Genomic DNA, 17,266 nt, shown 5'->3' with positions numbered 1-17,266 from the left:
GTGGTCGGAGCTCGCCATCAGACCTGATGCAGGCTCGCTCTGGAACGTCGTTCCATGATAATGTTGGAACAACATTCCATTGGTGTCAAGAAGCAGCATGGTGAAAAAAGCACGCAGCACTCAACGACGGGAGGAATCGCTCTCGCGGGATCGGATTATTGAGGCGTCAATCGCGCTCCTGGACAGTAGCGGAGAGAGCGGCCTGACGTTCCGCGCGCTGTCCGATCGGCTTGCGACCGGTCCTGGCGCTATTTATTGGCACATCGACAGCAAGAGCGATCTGCTGACCGCCGCCTGCGACGCCATCATCGCTCGCACGATGAGCGCGCCGCTGCCCGGCGAGACGCCCAAAGCAGCCATTCGCGCGCTCGCGCTGGGCATGTTCGATGCTATCGATGCTCATCCGTGGGTTGGCTCGGCGCTCACGCGTGCCCCGGGGCAGTTGCCCATGGTGCGCATTCTCGAACGCATAGGCCAGCAGGTTTGCGCGCTTGGCGTACCCGATGGCACACAGTGGGCAGCGGTGTCCGCGTTATTGAGCTACATCCTGGGCGTCAGCGGGCAGAACGCGGCGAACGCGCATATCGCTCGGGAGCAGGGCCTCGACAGGTCCAACTTTCTAGACGAGGTGTCGACCATGTGGTCTGAACTCGATCCGGATGAGTACCCTTTCACCCGCAGCGTAGCCGGCCAATTGCGCGCTCACGGCGACCGCCTGGATTTTCTCGCCGGAATCGATTTCATCCTTCGCGGGATCGAGTCAGCGTCGGCTCACTGAGCTGAAGTATCGCTCGCTCGTTGCCGGGCGAAACTCAGCAGCTGACCGTTCGAGGTCGCATTGAGTGAGAACGAGATGAGAAACGAGCCGCACATCACAATGCGTTCCGCCCCGGCACGCTTACAAGAAATCGTCCAGTGCGTTGGCCGCCACGAAGAGGGCGATTGTCTGCTTCACGTGCGAGCGGATGTCGCCGCGGACCTCATCAAGGTTTTCGCCCATCAAGGCTCTCATGAGCATCGGCGAGACGATCGCGTCGAGGATCTGGGTCGCGAGAGTCCGCGAGTGCCGCTTGTTTGCAGCGCGCGCCTGGGGCTCGAATGTGCGCCCGGCGTGGTCGGCGATAATCGTCGCCACGGCTTCTATTGCGCGTGACCTGCCGGCGTCGCTCGTCAGTTTCGCCAGCGTTGGAAACCGCGGCGCATCCGCGACCACCATTCTGATCAGTGCAATCACTTCGTCGCTGAGCAATCGCGTGACAAGCGTCTGCGTCACCAATGTCAGCCGTTGCGCAAGCGCCGCTGATTGCGGCGTTTCAAACACAAGGCGCAGGCTTCGCTCGCAGTTTCGTCTGACTACCTCTGAAAACAACGCTTCCTTGCCGCTGTAGCGGCTGTAGAGCGTCGCCTTGCCCGCGCCGGCCGCCTCGGCAATGCGTTCGAGCGACGCTCCGCCAAAGCCGTGTTGCAGGAACATAGCTGTGGCGGCATCGAGGATCCGCTCTTCGACGTCTCCGGCCATCGCGTTCGACGGACGGCCTTTCTTGCGCGAGAAAATTGACTTGATGGGGCAGAAATTTTTCTCTGCATCAACATTTTTTGTCCGGCTCACCACGGGTCCTTGCATCAAATTACATGGCGGAATTATCGCAGGCTTTTTTAATAGAACGGTACCGTTCCGTTCTATTGTTGAATACATCTCAATATTATTTTGGAGATTGCAATGGCCGGCAGTGAAAGCGAAAACAGCACGCCCTCCGGCGAAGATAAAGCCGATGGCGATCGCGATCGCACCGAATCAGGGAAAGAGCAGGAACAGGAAGCTTCCAAGCCGATGAGCCCGGGGCGCAAGCGCTTGAACGCTGTCATCGGCGGGACGGTGCTGCTGGTCTGCGTGGTGGCGGGCGTGGCCTACTGGCTGCATAGCCGACACTACGAAAGCACGGACGACGCATTCATCGATAGCAATCAGAGCCAGATTGCGTCGCAAGTGAGCGGGCGTGTCGTCGAACTGCTGGTGGCCGATAACCAGCACGTCGAGAAAGACCAGCCACTGCTGCGGATTGATCGGCGCGACTTTGAAGTGAAGCTTGAACAGGCCGAAGCGCAGGAAGCGAATGCAGTCGCGCAGGTCGCTCAGGCGCGTGCCGACCTGCTTTACCAGATAGCCAGCCTCGCGCAGCAGACATCGCAAGTGCGGGTCGCGGAAGCAGACCTGACGCAGGCCAAACAGGATCTGGCCCGGTTCACGGGAACCGATCCTGCCGCCATCACGCGCCAGCAGCTGGAACAAAGCCAGGCGACGACCAAGAGCGCGTTCGCCAAGCTCGATAGCGCGAAACAGGCGGTGCAGGCGGGCGAGGCGCAGGTTGCGTCGCAGAAGACGAAGATCGATGCTGCGGAGGCGTCGGTGCGCCAGAACCATGCCGATGTCGACAATGCGAAGCTGCAGCTGAGCTACACCGACGTGCTCGCACCGCAAGCAGGGAAGGTGACGCGCCGTACTGTGAACCTTGGCAACTACGTCACACCGGGGCAGGCGCTGGTCGCGGTCGTTCCCGACGAAATGTGGGTCACCGCGAACTTCAAGGAAACGCAGCTCGTTCACATGAACGTGGGACAACCGGTCGATGTGACCGTCGACGCCTATCCGGACAAGGTCCTTCATGCGCACATAGAGAGTCTGCAGCGCGGCACCGGATCGGTCTTCAGCAGCCTGCCCGCGGAAAACGCAACGGGTAACTATGTGAAGGTGGTGCAGCGCCTGCCCGTGAAGATTGTCTTCGATGGCGACGACTGGCGCCACCTGCCGCTCGCGCCCGGCCTCTCGGTCAACCCGCGCGTGACGGTGCGGTAACCATGGCCACACCCTACGCAGGCCATGCACCCCTACCCAGGTCAGCGGCGGGGTCGTTCAACCCTTGGCTGATCGCGGTCATCGTGTCGATTGCGACCTTCATGGAGGTGCTCGACACGACCATCGCGAACGTGGCGCTCCGGCATATTGCCGGCGGCCTTGGGGCGAGTCTCGATCAGAGCACGTACATCACGACCAGCTATCTCGTGAGCAACGCGATCGTCCTGCCGATCAGCGGATGGCTCGCGAACGTGATCGGCCGCAAGCGCTTTTACATGCTCTGTGTGCTCCTGTTCACAATCAGTTCGGTGGCCTGCGGGTTCGCGACATCGCTGCCGATGATGATCGTCTTTCGCGTGCTCCAGGGCTTGGGCGGCGGCGGCCTGGCTCCGGTCGAGCAAAGCATCTTCGCCGATACGTTCACGCCCGAGAAACGCGCGATGGCGTTCGCGCTGTACGGCTTTACAGTTGTCACCGCGCCCGCCATTGGACCCATGCTGGGCGGCTGGATCACCGAGAACTATTCGTGGCACTGGGTGTTCCTGATCAACCTGCCCGTCGGCATCGTGTCACTGGTGCTGACATGGATGTTCGTGAGCGACAGCAAGCTGGTGCAGCAGGAACGGCGTGCCCTGCTCGATAAAGGGCTACGGATCGACTACCTGGGCTTTTTCCTTGTTGCGGTCGGGTTCGGTTGCCTGCAGATCGTGCTCGACAAGTTTGAGCGCGAGGATGGGTTTTCATCGAATTTCATTTGCTTGTTCACGGTGATATCGGGCGTTGCGCTCGTGGCGCTGGTCATTCGTGAACTGACCACCGCGCAGCCGATCGTGAACCTGCGGCTTTTCAAGTCGCGCGCGTTTGCCATCAGTTGCAGCGTGATGTTTGCGTTCGGTTTCATCATCAACAGCACGACGCAGATGCTGCCGCAATTCACGCAGGAACTCCTCGGCTATGACGCAACCAATGCTGGACTGACGCTCGGTCTGGGCGGTCTCGTTACGCTATTCATCATGCCGATAGCAGGCATTGTGACCGGGCGGCTTTTCCAACCCAAATGGCTGGTCATGATGTCGCTCGTCGGCACTGGATTTGCGTTGCTGCATACCGCGGGACTGGACTTGAACATCGGCTTCTGGGATGTATCGTTGTCGCGGCTCTATCAGGTTATCTGGCTGCCGTTCCTCTTCATTCCACTTTCGACCGTGCAGTTCATCGGCATCCCGCCGAAAGAGAACAACAATGCGTCGGCGCTGATCAACATGATGCGTAATCTCGGCGGCAGCTTCGGCGTGTCTTTGGTGACAACACAGCTCGCGTGGCGGGAACAGTTTCATCATGCAAGGCTCGCTGAGCACATCACGCCGTACAACGGCTTTGTCAGCTCGCTCGGATCGATTGCCTCGACGGTCGAGCAGCAGGCGTCGGTCATGAGTTACCTCGACGTCTTCATCATGCTGGGGGTGATCTCGCTCGTGCTGGCTCCCGTTTGTTTCTTGTTGCCGAAGTTGCCTAAGGGGGCACAGGTCAATGCGCATTGATTATCGATGGATTCCGTTCGTAGTCCTCCTGTCCGCCTGCACGATGGGACCGGACTTCAAGCATCCTGTATTGCAGACGCCGGCGCAATGGCCGGATGCGTCAGCCGCTACGGGTGCCGCTACCGATGCCGTTCGTTCGGTCCCGGTGCCTGAACCCGTTGATCCGCTGTGGTGGAACAGTTTCGGCGATCCGCTGTTGACCGAGCTGGTCACGCGCGCCATGGACAGCAATCTCGATCTCAAGATCGCGGCGGCGCGGCTCGCCGAGTCGCGGGCGCAGTTCGGACAAGCGAAAGCGGACGAGTTCCCTACGTTGAACGGCAACGCGTCCTACACGCGTGAGCTTCAGAGCGCCGATGGCGTCATTGGCCTGCTCGGGGGCAGCGGCTCACCGTCGGCAACCGATACGAACGGGCTCGGTGGACGACAGGGCGGCATACCAACGCAAAGCGCCACATCGAGCGCATTGCCGCCGTTCAACCTGTATCAGTATGGCTTCGATGCATCGTGGGAACTCGATCTCTGGGGCCGCGTAAGGCGCACGGCAGAAAACGCGAGCGCTACCGTTGATGCGCAAAATGAAGCGCGGCACGACGCGATTGTGTCGACGGCGGCGGAAGTCGCCCGCGATTATCTTAATCTGCGCGGAACGCAGGAAAAGCTGCGCATTACGCGAGAAAACCTCGCATTCGCCGAGCGTACCGTACAGTTGACGAACGAGCGCGCCAAGCATGGACTCGCTACCGATCTCGATGTGGCTAACGCACAAAGTCAGGCCGAATCGAATGCCGCCGATATTCCGCAGGAAGAGCAGCAGGAAGCGAAGCTGATCAACGCCATTGGGGTCTTGCTCGGAGAGTATCCGCAAGCGCTCGCAGCGAAGCTCAAGGAAGCGCCGGACGTGCCGGTGGTGCCGCCACGTGTGCCGATTGGCCTTTCATCTGAACTCGCGAGGCGCAGGCCGGATATCCGCGAAGCAGAGGCGCAGCTTCATGCAGCGACGGCGAATATTGGCGCGGCGAAGGCGGACTTTTTCCCCAAGATCACGCTGTCCGGAAGCGTCGCCATCCAGGCGACGCAATTCACGAATCTCGGTAGCTGGGGTGCGCGCAGCTATAGCGCGGGGCCGAGCCTTTCTATTCCCATTTTCGAGGGCGGGCGCTTGCGTTCCACACTCGCCTTGAGGGAAGCGCAGCAGCAAGAGGCGGCGATCACGTACCGCAAGACGGTGCTCTCGGCGTTCCAGGAAGTCGATGACGCGTTGACAGGCTTTGCCGCGGAACAGCGTCGCCGAGACCGGTTGGATGCGAGCGTGCAAGCGTCAAGACGCGCGTTGGATATCGCAAACAAGCGCTATGTGCGGGGTCTGTCGAATTACCTGGATGTGTTGACGGCGCAAAAAACCTTGCTGACGAGCGAGGAGCAATGGGTCGACAGCACGGCAACGGTATCGACGAACCTTGTCGCGCTGTACAAGGCGTTGGGCGGCGGCTGGAATGCGGAGGCCGGGCAGGACGCCAGTGGCGGCGTAATGTCCACGGCGGCGCGGGAATGAAGCCGATGCGTCGGCAGCATCCGGGAAGGTCGTTACCGTGAGGTGACGAACACCGCTTGCTCGCACTCGTGCGTCAAGTACCTTGCTGACGCCTCTCCGGGTGTTTCCGAGACTCCATGCGCTCAAGCGCTGGAGTCTCGGGAAAAGCGCTACCTTTTCACCGCTACGTTCCCGAGGCAGTCACGATTGCCAGGCTTGGGCAGTAATGCGTTGCGCTCAAGTACGGCGTTTGCTGTGAGCGGACTCCCCCAGCGCTAGACGTCGGCGGATCGATAAACACCTGCGCGTTGTTCGATCCTGCGGGAGCGGTAAGTGTCATCGTCACTTTCCACCAGTTGCCCGATTTCACCGCGGTGAGCGAGGTTGCCTGTCCGGAACCCCATGTCCCTCGAACGATAGCGCCCGTATTCGTATTGAGAACCCACGCAAATTCGGAGCCGTTCGGGTCATCGGTCTGGATTGATCCGCCGGGGAAGACCGTCGCGTTCGTGGTAGCAAGCACATAGTCAGTGAAACTATACGATTGCCCGCCCTGAACCCTGATGATTTCGCGGATATTCGAGACCGATGAACCATTCGTGCTGGTCACCGTCGCGGCCCCCTTGTCCGCTCCCGAGATGTCAGTCGCAGGCACGGCAGTGCCGCCGTTTTGTTGCGCCCATGCGTCCGGCGTCGCGAGACTCAGCGGCGAATTAATCAGATTGTTTGCATAGCAGGCTGCCACGGTCTTATTGGCCGGCGGGCCGTAAAAGCTTGCGATGCTCGCCTGGATCGCGTTGTCGGTCGGGTCGGATGTTGCCTTGGTGATGACCGCTCCTTCGAAGAACTGGATAGGCGCAGCGCTACCGTCGCCGCCTTCCCCAAGCGACAGTCCACCTTGCCATTGCCCGTTGAATGCATGGCCTGCATCGTTGCCAAAGTTAAGGGCTTCCGGGGGCGCCTGGTCATAGAGTGCTGTCAGCACACTCTGCGAGGCAGACCCGCCTTTGACAGCGAAGATATTTGACGCGGCAACCGGCGAGTATTTGGAGAGCACCGTGACGAACTTCTCCTTCGGAGCCTGCGGCGGCCCGTAAAGATACACGCCCGCTTCTGCATCGACACCCGGCCAGTTGATGTCAAGGGCGTTACATACCGGGTCCTTGACGTTGGGTGGCTGGCTCGAATTGCCGTCACAATATCCAAACACTGCTGCGTTGCCGTTCGAGAATGCCAGGCCGAACATTTCGCCTTCGACTTCTCCGTGTGCATAGGTGCCAGGGTTAGCACTGCTCTCCATATTTCCGTAGGTTCCGCAGCACGTGGAGGATTGGCTGTAGTGCGCTCCTGCCACCATATATTCAGCGATTTCAGAGTCCCCGATCGACTGGTTCACCGTTCCAAACCGGTTGCGATAAGCCTGTCCTGCCAACGTACCCAAGGCCGGAATCTGGGCGCCTTGCAGCGGCACGAAACCGAGCTTGGCGGGCGTGCCGGGCAGCGCCGGCAAATCATTACCGATCGATATCTGCTGCGTCGGCGCCTGCGTGGTCAGTGGGGTGGGAGGCTGGAGCAGTTGAACGTTCAGCATCCCGCTGGTCCCTGGAAGCGTGATAGTCGCGAAGCCGTTGAGGACCGGCACCGTCGTCGCCTTTTGCGACGCCGTGCTGGTGCTCGGGACGGTCAATGACTCGGTTCCGTTCGCGTTGAGCGTGAGGGTGGCCGGCACATTGCCGAACGCGCCCCCCTTAAGAGGCGCAACCAAATCGACCTGATCGTAAATGTAGGTGACAGAGCAGGTTGTATTGTTGCAGAACGAGTTTGCGCTTTTGACATTGGCCGAACTGATCAGCGTGTGGTCAGCGCCATTCGGCAAGTTAGCCGACGTATACGGATAGACATCCAGCGTGGTGTTATCCGACGCCCGTTGAACCTGGAACAGCGGACCCCTGTATTTTTTTGTCAGCAGGCGTGTCACGCTATGAGCCGCCGAGCACGGCGTGTTGGCTGTTGCAGCGACGTCGCAAGGTAGAGGAGATCCGGTTGCTGCTTCTGTTGCCGCTTCCGCTGATGCACTGTCGATTGACTGGGCTGCAGCAGTGAGTGACGCACTTGAGTTCAACACGCCTGCGCCTGTAGAGCCCGGCGTGCCGCTACTATCTCCGTTACATGCCGCGAGCGCGACAGTCATCGCCAACAAGACAGAAATTAATCCAACGCCTCTGGACATAATGAACTCCTCCTATGAAACCATGCTTTATGATTAGATTGAAAAACAGTTAGTTATACGAACATATTTACTTGCAATCAGCATTGGTCAAGCAGGTACTCTTCGGAACTGTCACTCTTCTTGGCGGCTTATAAAATGCGCTGCCGGACGGCGCAACGCACCTCTGGTCTATGTCGTGTTTTCATCGCAGGTTATTTGATCGCGATCCCGCACAGGCGCGGTTCGTGGTCGAAAAAAGGCTCTCAGCCACGTTGCGCACGGAATAGAGGTTGATCGGTCGGTAGACATTGCGCATGCCAGCAAGCTGCGCGGCGGTCGGGGTATCGAGCCGCACTGGCGGGCCGCCAAGCAGGATGTAGCCGGCGGCTTGCGAAAAAATGATGGCATGGTGCGTTGCTGGCAGCGATGGCTAATAAACGATGCCAGCGGTCACCCATAGCATCACCGCGCATTTCAGCGCTCTGCGATTCGCCATCCTCGTCTCCTTTGTCGTTGCATCGATTGTCTGCTCAACTCGAACAGCAACCGATGTCGCGAGGCGGTACGGCAGTCTCGCTAGGTAATAATATTAATACATAATATTACTCAGTTATCTTGGTGTATTCCCGCATGTCCGGCCGAAGGAGTTGAGCGGATGTAGCACGCTGGAAGGGCGAATGATGAAACATAGGGGCGTGGGTAGGTAATATTATCGCTAATGCAAATGTAATAAATCGACTGGCCGCTAGTCGAGAATTTGTCCTTCGATGTGATTGAATACTCGGGGTAAATAAAGTATTCCTAACCAACTAGTTTTCAACCGTGTCAGGCATCCGACTCGCTGAAACGATGATTTTTCGGTGACGCTACGCCACCGAGAATGACCGCTGTATTTCGGAAGCGCCAGTCTGCTGCAATTGGAGATGAACGGAAGGAGAGGTCGTCTGCAGAAGTTCAGCATGAGATCGGACTTGGCCCAGAGGTGGTTGCTAAGGCGCACCTGCTAAACTCGTCCCGATTCCCGACTTAAGCATTTTCGAGCAAGCAACTATGAAGAGTAGTCCCAAAGGCAGCCTTGTCTATTCCACCGATGGCGGGCGAATGTGTCCCGAATGTCGACAGGCACTCGCCGCATGTGTTTGCAAGACCGCTGCCAAGACACTGCCGGCAGGTGATGGCGTGGTGCGCGTGACTCGCGAGACCAAAGGCCGCGGCGGGAAAAGCGTGACGCTCGTTAAGGGGCTGGCGCTGGATCCGCTCGCGTTGGCGTCGTTAGGCAAACAGTTGCGCACGGCCTGCGGCTCTGGCGGGACAATCAAGGACGGCGTGATTGAAGTGCAGGGCGACCATTGTGAGCGGGTCATCGAAGCGCTCAAGAAGGTCGGCCACAACGCCAAGCGGGCCGGAGGCTAATCGATCAATCAGCGGCGGCACGATGAGGTCGATGGACCGCGTGCAGCCAAGAGTGGTCATCTGCAACGAATCATGGACCGTTGACAAGTCGAACGACGCCATCGCCCAGACCCACTCAACGAAAGGTCATTTCCAACGTTTTTATCCGTCGCGCGTCCGAATCAAGAAGTGTCACTCGCGCCTTGCTCGCGCTGGCAGAGCTTAGGCAGGTTTGCGCTCCTCCGGCCGGCGCGTCGCCGCGAAAGGTAGCCGCAAGCTTCCATCCGAGGTTCATCGCGTCGATGGACCTTGCACCACAGGGTCTCGCACGCGCCGATCCAGGGCGCCGATAAAAAAACGCTTCAGAGCACCTCTAATCGATTGAAAATTGCGCAAACGGGCGGGCACCCGATTTTGGCGATTGCGGCGCTCTTTTACCATCTTTACAGCCCCCCGAATTCTCCAGGGCCAACATCGTAGCGGCTTCTTTAGTGAAGCCGCAAACGCAACTGAGCGAGCGCCCGACCATGCAAAACCTGAAACTGACTCCTATTCTGCTGACCGTCTTAGTGGCGGCGCAACCGCTTCTGGCGCAGGCCGACGTGACCGTGAAAATCGGACAGGTCTCGCCATTGACGGGTGAGCTGTCTCACATCGGCAAGGACGATGAAAACGGTGTCCGGCTAGCGATCGAAGACCTGAATGCAAAGAAAATCCGCATCGGCGGACAGCCGGTGACATTCGTGCTTGATTCGCAGGACGACGCCGCCGACCCCAAGACCGCCATGACGGTTGCTCAGAAACTCGTTGACGACGGGGTATCGGGTATTGTCGGGCACGCCAATTCCGGTACCTCGATTCCTGCCTCCAAAATCTATTCAGATGCGGGCATCCCCATGATCACCGAGTCTGCGACCAACCCGAAACTGACCGCCCAGGGCTACAAGACCGTCTTTCGCATGGTTGCTAACGACGTCCGGCAAGGGACTGTCATTGGCACCTATCTCGTCAAGGATTTGAAGGCCACGAAAGTCGCGATTGTGGATGATCGGACTGCTTACGGACAGGGTCTGGCCGATGAAGTAGAAAAGGCCGTCAAGGCTGCCGGTGGTACCGTTGTAGACCGTGAATATGGAACGGACAAAACGACTAACTGGATGGCTGTTCTCACGACCATCAAGAGTCACGTTCCCGACGGCATTGTATTCACGGGCGGAGACACGCAAGCCGCGGCGTTCGCGCAGCAAGCCCAGCGACTCGGCCTGAAGGCCAAACTGATTGCGGGCGACGAGGCGTGCACGCCGCAATTCATCAAGCTCGCGGGCGCATCCATGAATAGCGATACGTACTGCACGCTTGCTGGCGTACCGCCCTCAAAGATGCCTCAGGGCGACGCTTTCTTCAAACGCTATCAGCAGCGATTCGGCGTGCAAGTACAGCTTTACGCACCGTATGCATATGACGCAGTGATGGCAATGGCTGGTGCAATGCAGGCTGCGGATTCAACCGATCCGAAGGTCTATCTGTCGAAACTCCAAACTCTGAATCTGGACGGCGTGACTGGCCCAATCCAGTTCGACGAGAAGGGTGACATCCGCAATGGAGCGATTACGGTTCGCCAGTTCAGCCAGGGTGACTGGCAGGATCGGAGCGTCGTCCGATAAAAAGCGGGGTTGGCCTTCGGGCAGCGTGCGATCCGCTGGCTACCAGCTTGAGGGCCGCGACGGAGCGGTTATTTGAGCCTTCGCGCGTCTCTCGATCATTAGACCGCGCTACTCATTCATCGAGATCCACAGGCACGTTCAGCCCGACCTTCACGCGGCTCATGCTCACCAGTGTCTTGAAGCGCTTCACGTTGTTATTGGCGAAAAAAAGCTGTCGGGTAAGCTCGTTGTATTGCTCCATGTTCCGCACCGTCATGATAAGCACGAAGTCCCATTCGCCGGCGACGTAATAGCACTGCTGGATTTGCGGGCACAGCTCGAATGTCCGCTTCATTGCATCCAGCAGGTCGATCTGTTCGCTCTCGACTTCTACCGTTGTCACGATAGTGAGCGGACAGCCTACTTTCTCTGGCGAAACGACGGCCGTGTACCGGTCTATCACGCCGTCGTCGGCCATCCGTCGCAGACGGCGGTTGACTGCGGCGGTCGACAGATTCACCCGCGCGCCCAGTTCGTTCTGAGGGGTATGAGCGTCTCGCTGGACTTCGGCCAGCAGCTTGCGATCGAAGGCATCGAGGGCAGCGGCCATGATTGAGCGTCCCACCTTAAGTAGATAATTTTTTGCGTCAGGCAGGGAAAATGCGGTGACGAAATGACACGTTGGAAGCAATATTATTTACGTATCAGCGGCCCGTCAAGCAGTCCCTCGGCCATTGGGTTGTGTCGCCCCAGCCGATGAAGATTCCATTCACTCCTCGCATTTCAGATCCGGCTTTGGCACAACGATAATCACCGGGTACGTCCCTTGGTCGAGTTCCACGCGCGCGACGACGGCCATCGTCGCGCTGTCGATGTCGTCGTACACGCTGACTTTTTCATGCTGAAGGGTTGTAATGCCGGTACAGCCGGACGCACGACCCTCGTCGGAGACGTGGCATTGGATCGGGTTGTCCTTAAGGAAGCGATATTTGTCTCTATCGGGGGCCGCAAGGTAGTCACGCACGCTCTGTGCCGACCCACCGACACCGGTCACATACCCAATGGCGCACTCTTGTTTGGGTGCATCATTGCCTGCGGGTGTTTGGGCTATCGCGGTCATGCTGGCGGCCAAGATGACCGCCGCGAATGTCGATGCAAAGAGGTATCTCATGGCGCAAATCACGGTTGGCGGATCGAAGTGCTGGATTGTAATGGCATCTTGCATAAAATACCCGCCATCCCCGGCCGCGTCATGTTTGCTTTTCTAAGCGACCTGCGCCGCCCGGCTCGATCAGCGTTTGATCAGCATCGACAATACCGCGCTCGCCGCGCACAGTCCCGCAACAATCGGAAAGATGATCGACGTCTTACCCGTTGAATCGATCATGTGGCCGATGACCGGTTCGCCAATGCCCGCGAATATATAGGACATGGTATTGAGGACACCCGTCGCAGTGCCCGCAACGCGGCGTCCAAAGATGTCTGGGCACAGCGCCCAGAACGATGACGCCGGGCCGAAGACAAAAAATCCGCACAGGAACAACAGGCCAATCGCGAGCATGCTTGCGTGCGGCACGAACATCATGACGATCGCGGTCGTCGATGCCAATACCATGTACGCGACGATCGCGACGTAGCGTCTTCCCTGAAACAACACGTCGGAAATCCAGCTGTTCGATAGTGAGCCAAGCGCCATCCCTACCGGCAGTGCAACTGTGATCCACTTCGGGTCGATCAGCGCGGCCGACGTCTTCCAGTCCATGCCGAGAAAATGGACGGGCACCCAGACGACTAACGCGTACCGTGCGGCGTTCTGAAAACCGATCGCAAGCCCGGTGATATACAGCCTCCAGTTTCGCAGCACGAGTGCGTATCGCTGTGCACTCGTCAAATCATCCTGCGCGGCCAGCGGCGGGGTGTTGCCCGAGGGTTCCACGCTCTGGAGATGCTTGTCTTCAGGACGCTCCGATACAAACAGCAGCAAGACGAGAGCACCGAGCAGCATCGACAGAGGAGCCAGTCTGAAAATCCAGATCCAGTCGAGATGCATCGTGCCGAGAATGAGGACGGGGAATACATAAGCGAGCACGGAAGAAAATCCGGAAAACCCGATATATACGCCGTACACAAAGCCGCGATGCTGGTGGTCCCACCAGTTCGATAGCAAGCGGCTGCCCGGCGCGAAACCCATCGACTGAAAGTAACCGTTCGCACCCCATGCAAGTAGAAAAAACAGGAATGTGTGACCGAAGCTGAAGACCCAGTTCGCCGCTAACGAGAGGACCGCGCCGGCGATCATCATTGCCTTGCCGCCAAGCTTGTCGCCCAGATTGCCGTTGATGAACTGGCCGCCTGCATAACACCACAACATCGTTGCGCTGATCCAGCCAATCTCGTATTTCGACAAGCCGTAATCGTGCTGGATGCCGGAGACCGCAAAGCCCAAAGTCTGGCGGCCGGTGTAATAGAAGAGGTAGCAGAACGTCACGCCTATGAGCGCGCGCCATTTGTACTGGCTAAAGGAGGCGCTTTGCGATATTGGTTGGCATTGCAAAGTATTGGGTGTATCTGAGGGCATTGTTGTCTCCGTGCGGCGCGCAGTCTTTGCTGCACTAGCCGGTTACTTGATTAACCGAGGTGGTTGAGCGCGATATCGATAATGTCGAAATTACGCAGACGACGGGCGCGATCGAGATCAACCACCTTGCGGTTGAAGATGAGCGGCACTTTTTGCTCGGACATCCCACCGTGAGAACGCAAAGGCACGGTCAATCCGGACAAGTCATGTTTGTCGCTTGCGCTGCCGAGCACCGTCAGCCGTTCTCCGAGCACCACGAGATTGCCAATCCGGTCTTCGGGCAGTTCGAACCGCTGACTGGCTTGCGAACGCGTCAATACCGCCTCGACACCCGCAATGCCGGCGAGAAAATCCGTGACACCGCGCTGGCGTTCTGCGTCTTGCAAATAAATAGTCGCATAAGACCCAAGCGCGCCGTGATGTTTCACATAGGGGTCCGTAATAGGCAGGATGACGCGCGCGAATTGCGCACCATATTGGGCGTCCAGAAGGTCTTGCAAAAATACGATGTTCGGGCGGCCTATCGCATCGGTCTTGGCATTCATCCCGTGGTCGGCCGTGATTGCCACCACTGCGCCTTTCTCGTGATAGCGTTTGAAGTAACTATCCATCATTGCGTAGAACGCATTGGCTTCCGGTGTGCCCGGCGCGTGCTTGTGCTGTATGTAATCGGTTGTCGACAGATACATCAAGTCGGGCCGCTCATTCGTCAGCAAAGAGAGTCCCGCGGCAAAAACAAACTCTGAAAGCTCCGCGCTGTACACGGGAGGCACCGGCAGACCGACCCTTGCCACGATGCCCTCAATACCGTGATCCGCCCGGTTCACCTCGTCGGCTTTTTCAGCGGAAAAGCAGATACCTTTGAGCTGATGACCGAGCAGGCTGCGCAACTTATCCTTTGCCGTCACCACCGCGACGCGCTGGCCCGCTCGAGCCATCTCGGCCAGGATAGTCGGCGCGCGAAGGTACTTCGCGTCGTTCATCAGGACCTCCTCTTTCGCTTCCTGATCGAAAAAGAAGTTTCCGCAGATGCCGTGAACGGACGGTGGTGCACCGGTGACAATCGACAGATTGTTCGGGTTCGTGAACGACGGAACCACGCAGTCTCCTGTTAGCACCGAGCCGAACCCGGGCAGCTCGGCGAGGAACGGAGCCTTGCCCGCCTGGATGGCCTGATTGATGTACTCCTGCTCGCATCCGTCGACGCAGACAACAATCGTCGGAGCCGAGGGCAGTCGATAGGATCGGGAATTAACGTTGATAAGTTCAGTCATGGATCACCTCTCTCGTTGAGCTGGTGTCAGCGTATGATGGGACGCTTTCTCACACAATCGCTAATAACTAGCCGTATCTGTGCATAAAGCTCACACATGAGACAAAAGCTTCCCCCGCTTAACGCGTTGCGCATATTCGAAGTCGCAGCCCGTGCAGGCAGTTATTCGGCTGCCGCCCGAGAGCTGAATCTGACCCATGGCGCGGTCAGCCGGCAAATCGCGAGTCTCGAAGACTGGCTGGGTCAGCCGTTGTTTGTGCGCGAGGGGCAGAGCATGGTGGCGTCTTCGCATGCCCGGGCGCTCGCGCGTGAAATCAGTGCCGCGTTCGATCACATTGCGGACGCCGCGGAACGCTACGGGAAGAATCGGCATGTAAAGGTCATCCGGGTCAGCGCATCGGCCACGGTCGCGATGCGCTGGCTGATCCCCCGGCTGCCTTTATTTGCTGAGACATCCCCGGAGGTGGACGTGCGCGTCTCAACCGTGCTCTCCACGGAACCCGCGCTCAGAGGAAGCTTCGACGTTGCGATACGGCGGGATGTACCGAACGGCGGTCAATTTCAGGCGTGGCCGCTGTTTCGAGAATCAAATACCGTGATTGCTAGCCCGTCTCTGCTTGCTCGTTCGGGCATCAGGAGCGTTGAGCAGCTCGCCACCGAGACCTGGCTGTCGACCGAAACCCGTCCGGGCGACTGGGAGGCGTGGGTTGAAGCCGCGAATCAACCTACGCTTCGGGCAAGTCGATCCTTACGATTCGATCATTTTTTTGTGACCTTGCAAGCGGTAGTCGATGGACTCGGCTTCGGCATCGGTCCCTTTCCTACACTCGAGACCGATTGCGCAACCGGCCGGCTTCAGCAGCCATTTCCCGATTTGCTCTCGCCGGGCTCAACCTACTACGCGTTGGTGCCGCTTGACGCTGATAAGCCGGTCCATATGAGAGCCTTTGTCGATTGGCTGCAATCAGTCAGCGCGAAGGAAAACACACGCGCTTGAATTGCTGGTCACTTGCTCTATCTCTTTGGCGATATAGATTTGCCGCCGCGCTTGCGGGGCTTGGGCTCGACACCTACGCGTGGGTCGCGTGCGAGCACAAGCGCCGTCATCCTCTTCGCGATGGTTTCAAACGCCGGATCGTCTTGCGGTACATAAAGCCATTTACCCAGCACCGGATGCGGCTGGAGTGCGGGCATTTCATCAATGAGCGCGGCCTGGCGGTCTTGCGATGTGCACACAAGCAAGCCGTTCCATGGCGGGTCGCGATCGGCGGCAACCAGGCACAACAGGCCATCTATATAGGCGGCGTCGCTGCCGAACATCCGCTTGGCGATGTAGGTTGAATCGCTCTCGAGTGCTTCGAAGATCCAGACAAGCGAGTTGCGGATTGAAGAGGGCATTGGCGTGAATTCGTGGGCTAAGAGGCAAGATGATATGACATAAATCTCAGGGTAAGTCCTGAAGAAAACATCAGACGTCTGATGTATCTTGCATCAAGTCAACGCACAAGAACAAGCCATGCGCCTCAGTGTAGAGCGATCGATGAGCGAGAAAATCCAGGAGTCTTTGCGCGCCATGATTCGCGAAAAGGCGCTGAAGCCTGGCGATCAGATCCCTACTGAAATAGAGCTCTGCGAGCGACTTGGCGTGGGACGTTCCAGTCTGCGAGAGGCCGTGGCGCAGATGATTTCGCACGGGCTTTTGTCGCGCATACAGGGACGAGGCACGTTCATCAGACAAATTTCCTTGAAGCTGGAAGGCGGTCTTGATGATCTGATGTCCGTAACCGACATGATCAAGAGCGTCGGCGCAGTTCCGTCGACCAGCCGTTTGCAGATCGAATCCATTGCCGCGTCGGAAAGCCTCGCAGAAAAACTGGCGCTGCAAGTAGGCAACCCGTGTGTGCGGATTGAGCGGGTGCGGTGGGCTGATGACGCCGTTGCAGCGTATTGCATCGACATCGTGCCGAAAGCCTTATACGACAGGGCAAATGGAGATATGGGCGAGTCCTTGTTCGCGATGTTCGAGCGCACCGGGATTCGCCTGTCACATACGCATAGTTCGATTCAACCAACGCTCCTGACTTCGAGGGACTTGCCGGAGTTGCGCGAGGGAGTCGGTCTGTTCCTGCTGCTGGATGAAGTGGATTTCGACGATACCGGCAAACCCATTTGCTACAGCAACGACTACTACAACACCAGCATCTTCAAGTTCGATCTGGTGCGAAAGCGCCACTGAAGCGCC

At 58.3% G+C, this 17,266-nt stretch carries 16 protein-coding genes; 9 read left to right on the top strand and 7 right to left on the bottom strand.

Features of this window, described 5'->3' with window-relative positions; all coding sequences use genetic code 11:
- Positions 1-97 precede the first annotated feature (97 nt).
- On the top strand, positions 98-778 hold the full coding sequence (locus tag GSQ93_RS29630) for a TetR/AcrR family transcriptional regulator (RefSeq protein ID WP_158939277.1): 681 nt from the start codon (positions 98-100) through the stop codon (positions 776-778).
- A 120-nt stretch (positions 779-898) separates the two neighbouring features.
- On the opposite strand, the gene GSQ93_RS29625 is transcribed toward GSQ93_RS29630, so the two are convergent.
- Positions 899-1,609, bottom strand: a complete 711-nt coding sequence (locus tag GSQ93_RS29625) for a TetR/AcrR family transcriptional regulator (RefSeq protein WP_158939275.1) — start codon at positions 1,607-1,609, stop codon at positions 899-901.
- 111 nt (positions 1,610-1,720) lie between these two features.
- Here GSQ93_RS29625 and GSQ93_RS29620 point away from each other — a divergent pair, with 111 nt between their 5' ends.
- Genes GSQ93_RS29620 through GSQ93_RS29610 form a run of 3 tightly spaced genes read left to right on the top strand, consistent with a single transcriptional unit; the run spans position 1,721 to position 5,950 of the window.
- A complete protein-coding gene (locus GSQ93_RS29620) occupies positions 1,721-2,854 on the top strand; it encodes an HlyD family secretion protein (protein WP_158939273.1) in 1,134 nt (377 codons plus the stop codon).
- 2 nt (positions 2,855-2,856) lie between these two features.
- Positions 2,857-4,395 (top strand): DHA2 family efflux MFS transporter permease subunit, encoded by a 1,539-nt coding sequence (locus tag GSQ93_RS29615; protein WP_158939272.1) that lies wholly within the window; start codon positions 2,857-2,859, stop codon positions 4,393-4,395.
- Positions 4,385-5,950 carry an efflux transporter outer membrane subunit gene (locus GSQ93_RS29610; protein WP_158939270.1) on the top strand — a complete coding sequence of 522 codons (1,566 nt, stop codon included), beginning with the start codon at positions 4,385-4,387 and terminating at the stop codon, positions 5,948-5,950. The genes GSQ93_RS29615 and GSQ93_RS29610 overlap by 11 nt, the downstream gene beginning before the upstream one ends.
- A gap of 163 nt (positions 5,951-6,113) precedes the next feature.
- Here the strand turns inward: GSQ93_RS29610 and GSQ93_RS29605 are convergent, their stop codons facing one another.
- Entirely contained in the window at positions 6,114-7,907 is a 1,794-nt protein-coding gene (locus tag GSQ93_RS29605; protein ID WP_254074125.1) for an arabinofuranosidase catalytic domain-containing protein, read from the bottom strand.
- 22 nt (positions 7,908-7,929) lie between these two features.
- Here GSQ93_RS29605 and GSQ93_RS38390 point away from each other — a divergent pair, with 22 nt between their 5' ends.
- The 3 genes from GSQ93_RS38390 to GSQ93_RS29595 all read left to right on the top strand — a co-directional run bounded on the left by GSQ93_RS38390 (position 7,930) and on the right by GSQ93_RS29595 (position 11,194).
- The gene (locus GSQ93_RS38390) at positions 7,930-8,196 is read left to right on the top strand and encodes a hypothetical protein (protein WP_254074124.1); all 267 of its coding nucleotides are present in this window, start codon (positions 7,930-7,932) and stop codon (positions 8,194-8,196) included.
- 992 nt (positions 8,197-9,188) lie between these two features.
- Positions 9,189-9,551 carry a translation initiation factor Sui1 gene (locus tag GSQ93_RS29600; RefSeq protein WP_158939268.1) on the top strand — a complete coding sequence of 121 codons (363 nt, stop codon included), beginning with the start codon at positions 9,189-9,191 and terminating at the stop codon, positions 9,549-9,551.
- 506 nt (positions 9,552-10,057) lie between these two features.
- The gene (locus GSQ93_RS29595) at positions 10,058-11,194 is read left to right on the top strand and encodes a branched-chain amino acid ABC transporter substrate-binding protein (RefSeq protein ID WP_158939267.1); all 1,137 of its coding nucleotides are present in this window, start codon (positions 10,058-10,060) and stop codon (positions 11,192-11,194) included.
- A 112-nt stretch (positions 11,195-11,306) separates the two neighbouring features.
- On the opposite strand, the gene GSQ93_RS29590 is transcribed toward GSQ93_RS29595, so the two are convergent.
- The 4 genes from GSQ93_RS29590 to phnA all read right to left on the bottom strand — a co-directional run bounded on the left by GSQ93_RS29590 (position 11,307) and on the right by phnA (position 15,025).
- Positions 11,307-11,783 carry an Lrp/AsnC family transcriptional regulator gene (locus GSQ93_RS29590; RefSeq protein WP_158939265.1) on the bottom strand — a complete coding sequence of 159 codons (477 nt, stop codon included), beginning with the start codon at positions 11,781-11,783 and terminating at the stop codon, positions 11,307-11,309.
- A gap of 159 nt (positions 11,784-11,942) precedes the next feature.
- On the bottom strand, positions 11,943-12,344 hold the full coding sequence (locus tag GSQ93_RS29585) for a hypothetical protein (RefSeq protein ID WP_158939847.1): 402 nt from the start codon (positions 12,342-12,344) through the stop codon (positions 11,943-11,945).
- A 120-nt stretch (positions 12,345-12,464) separates the two neighbouring features.
- Positions 12,465-13,751 (bottom strand): MFS transporter, encoded by a 1,287-nt coding sequence (locus GSQ93_RS29580; protein WP_158939263.1) that lies wholly within the window; start codon positions 13,749-13,751, stop codon positions 12,465-12,467.
- Positions 13,752-13,801: 50 nt separating this feature from the next.
- On the bottom strand, positions 13,802-15,025 hold the full coding sequence (gene phnA / locus GSQ93_RS29575) for a phosphonoacetate hydrolase (protein WP_158939261.1): 1,224 nt from the start codon (positions 15,023-15,025) through the stop codon (positions 13,802-13,804).
- Positions 15,026-15,121: 96 nt separating this feature from the next.
- Between phnA and GSQ93_RS29570 the strand changes: the two genes are divergently transcribed.
- Positions 15,122-16,021: a LysR substrate-binding domain-containing protein gene (locus GSQ93_RS29570; protein WP_158939259.1), complete on the top strand. Its 900-nt coding sequence runs from the start codon at positions 15,122-15,124 to the stop codon at positions 16,019-16,021.
- 17 nt (positions 16,022-16,038) lie between these two features.
- On the opposite strand, the gene GSQ93_RS29565 is transcribed toward GSQ93_RS29570, so the two are convergent.
- Complete coding sequence (locus GSQ93_RS29565) at positions 16,039-16,422, bottom strand: hypothetical protein (RefSeq protein WP_158939258.1); 384 nt, start codon at positions 16,420-16,422, stop codon at positions 16,039-16,041.
- 142 nt (positions 16,423-16,564) lie between these two features.
- Between GSQ93_RS29565 and GSQ93_RS29560 the strand changes: the two genes are divergently transcribed.
- Positions 16,565-17,260 carry a GntR family transcriptional regulator gene (locus GSQ93_RS29560; protein ID WP_254074123.1) on the top strand — a complete coding sequence of 232 codons (696 nt, stop codon included), beginning with the start codon at positions 16,565-16,567 and terminating at the stop codon, positions 17,258-17,260.
- The last annotated feature ends 6 nt before the right edge of the window (positions 17,261-17,266 follow it).

This window comes from Burkholderia sp. S171 (assembly GCF_009766085.1).
In the GTDB taxonomy this organism is placed as follows: domain Bacteria; phylum Pseudomonadota; class Gammaproteobacteria; order Burkholderiales; family Burkholderiaceae; genus Caballeronia.
The sequence above is the reverse complement of the archived record's forward strand: the minus strand, read 5'-3'. Positions and strand labels throughout refer to the sequence as shown.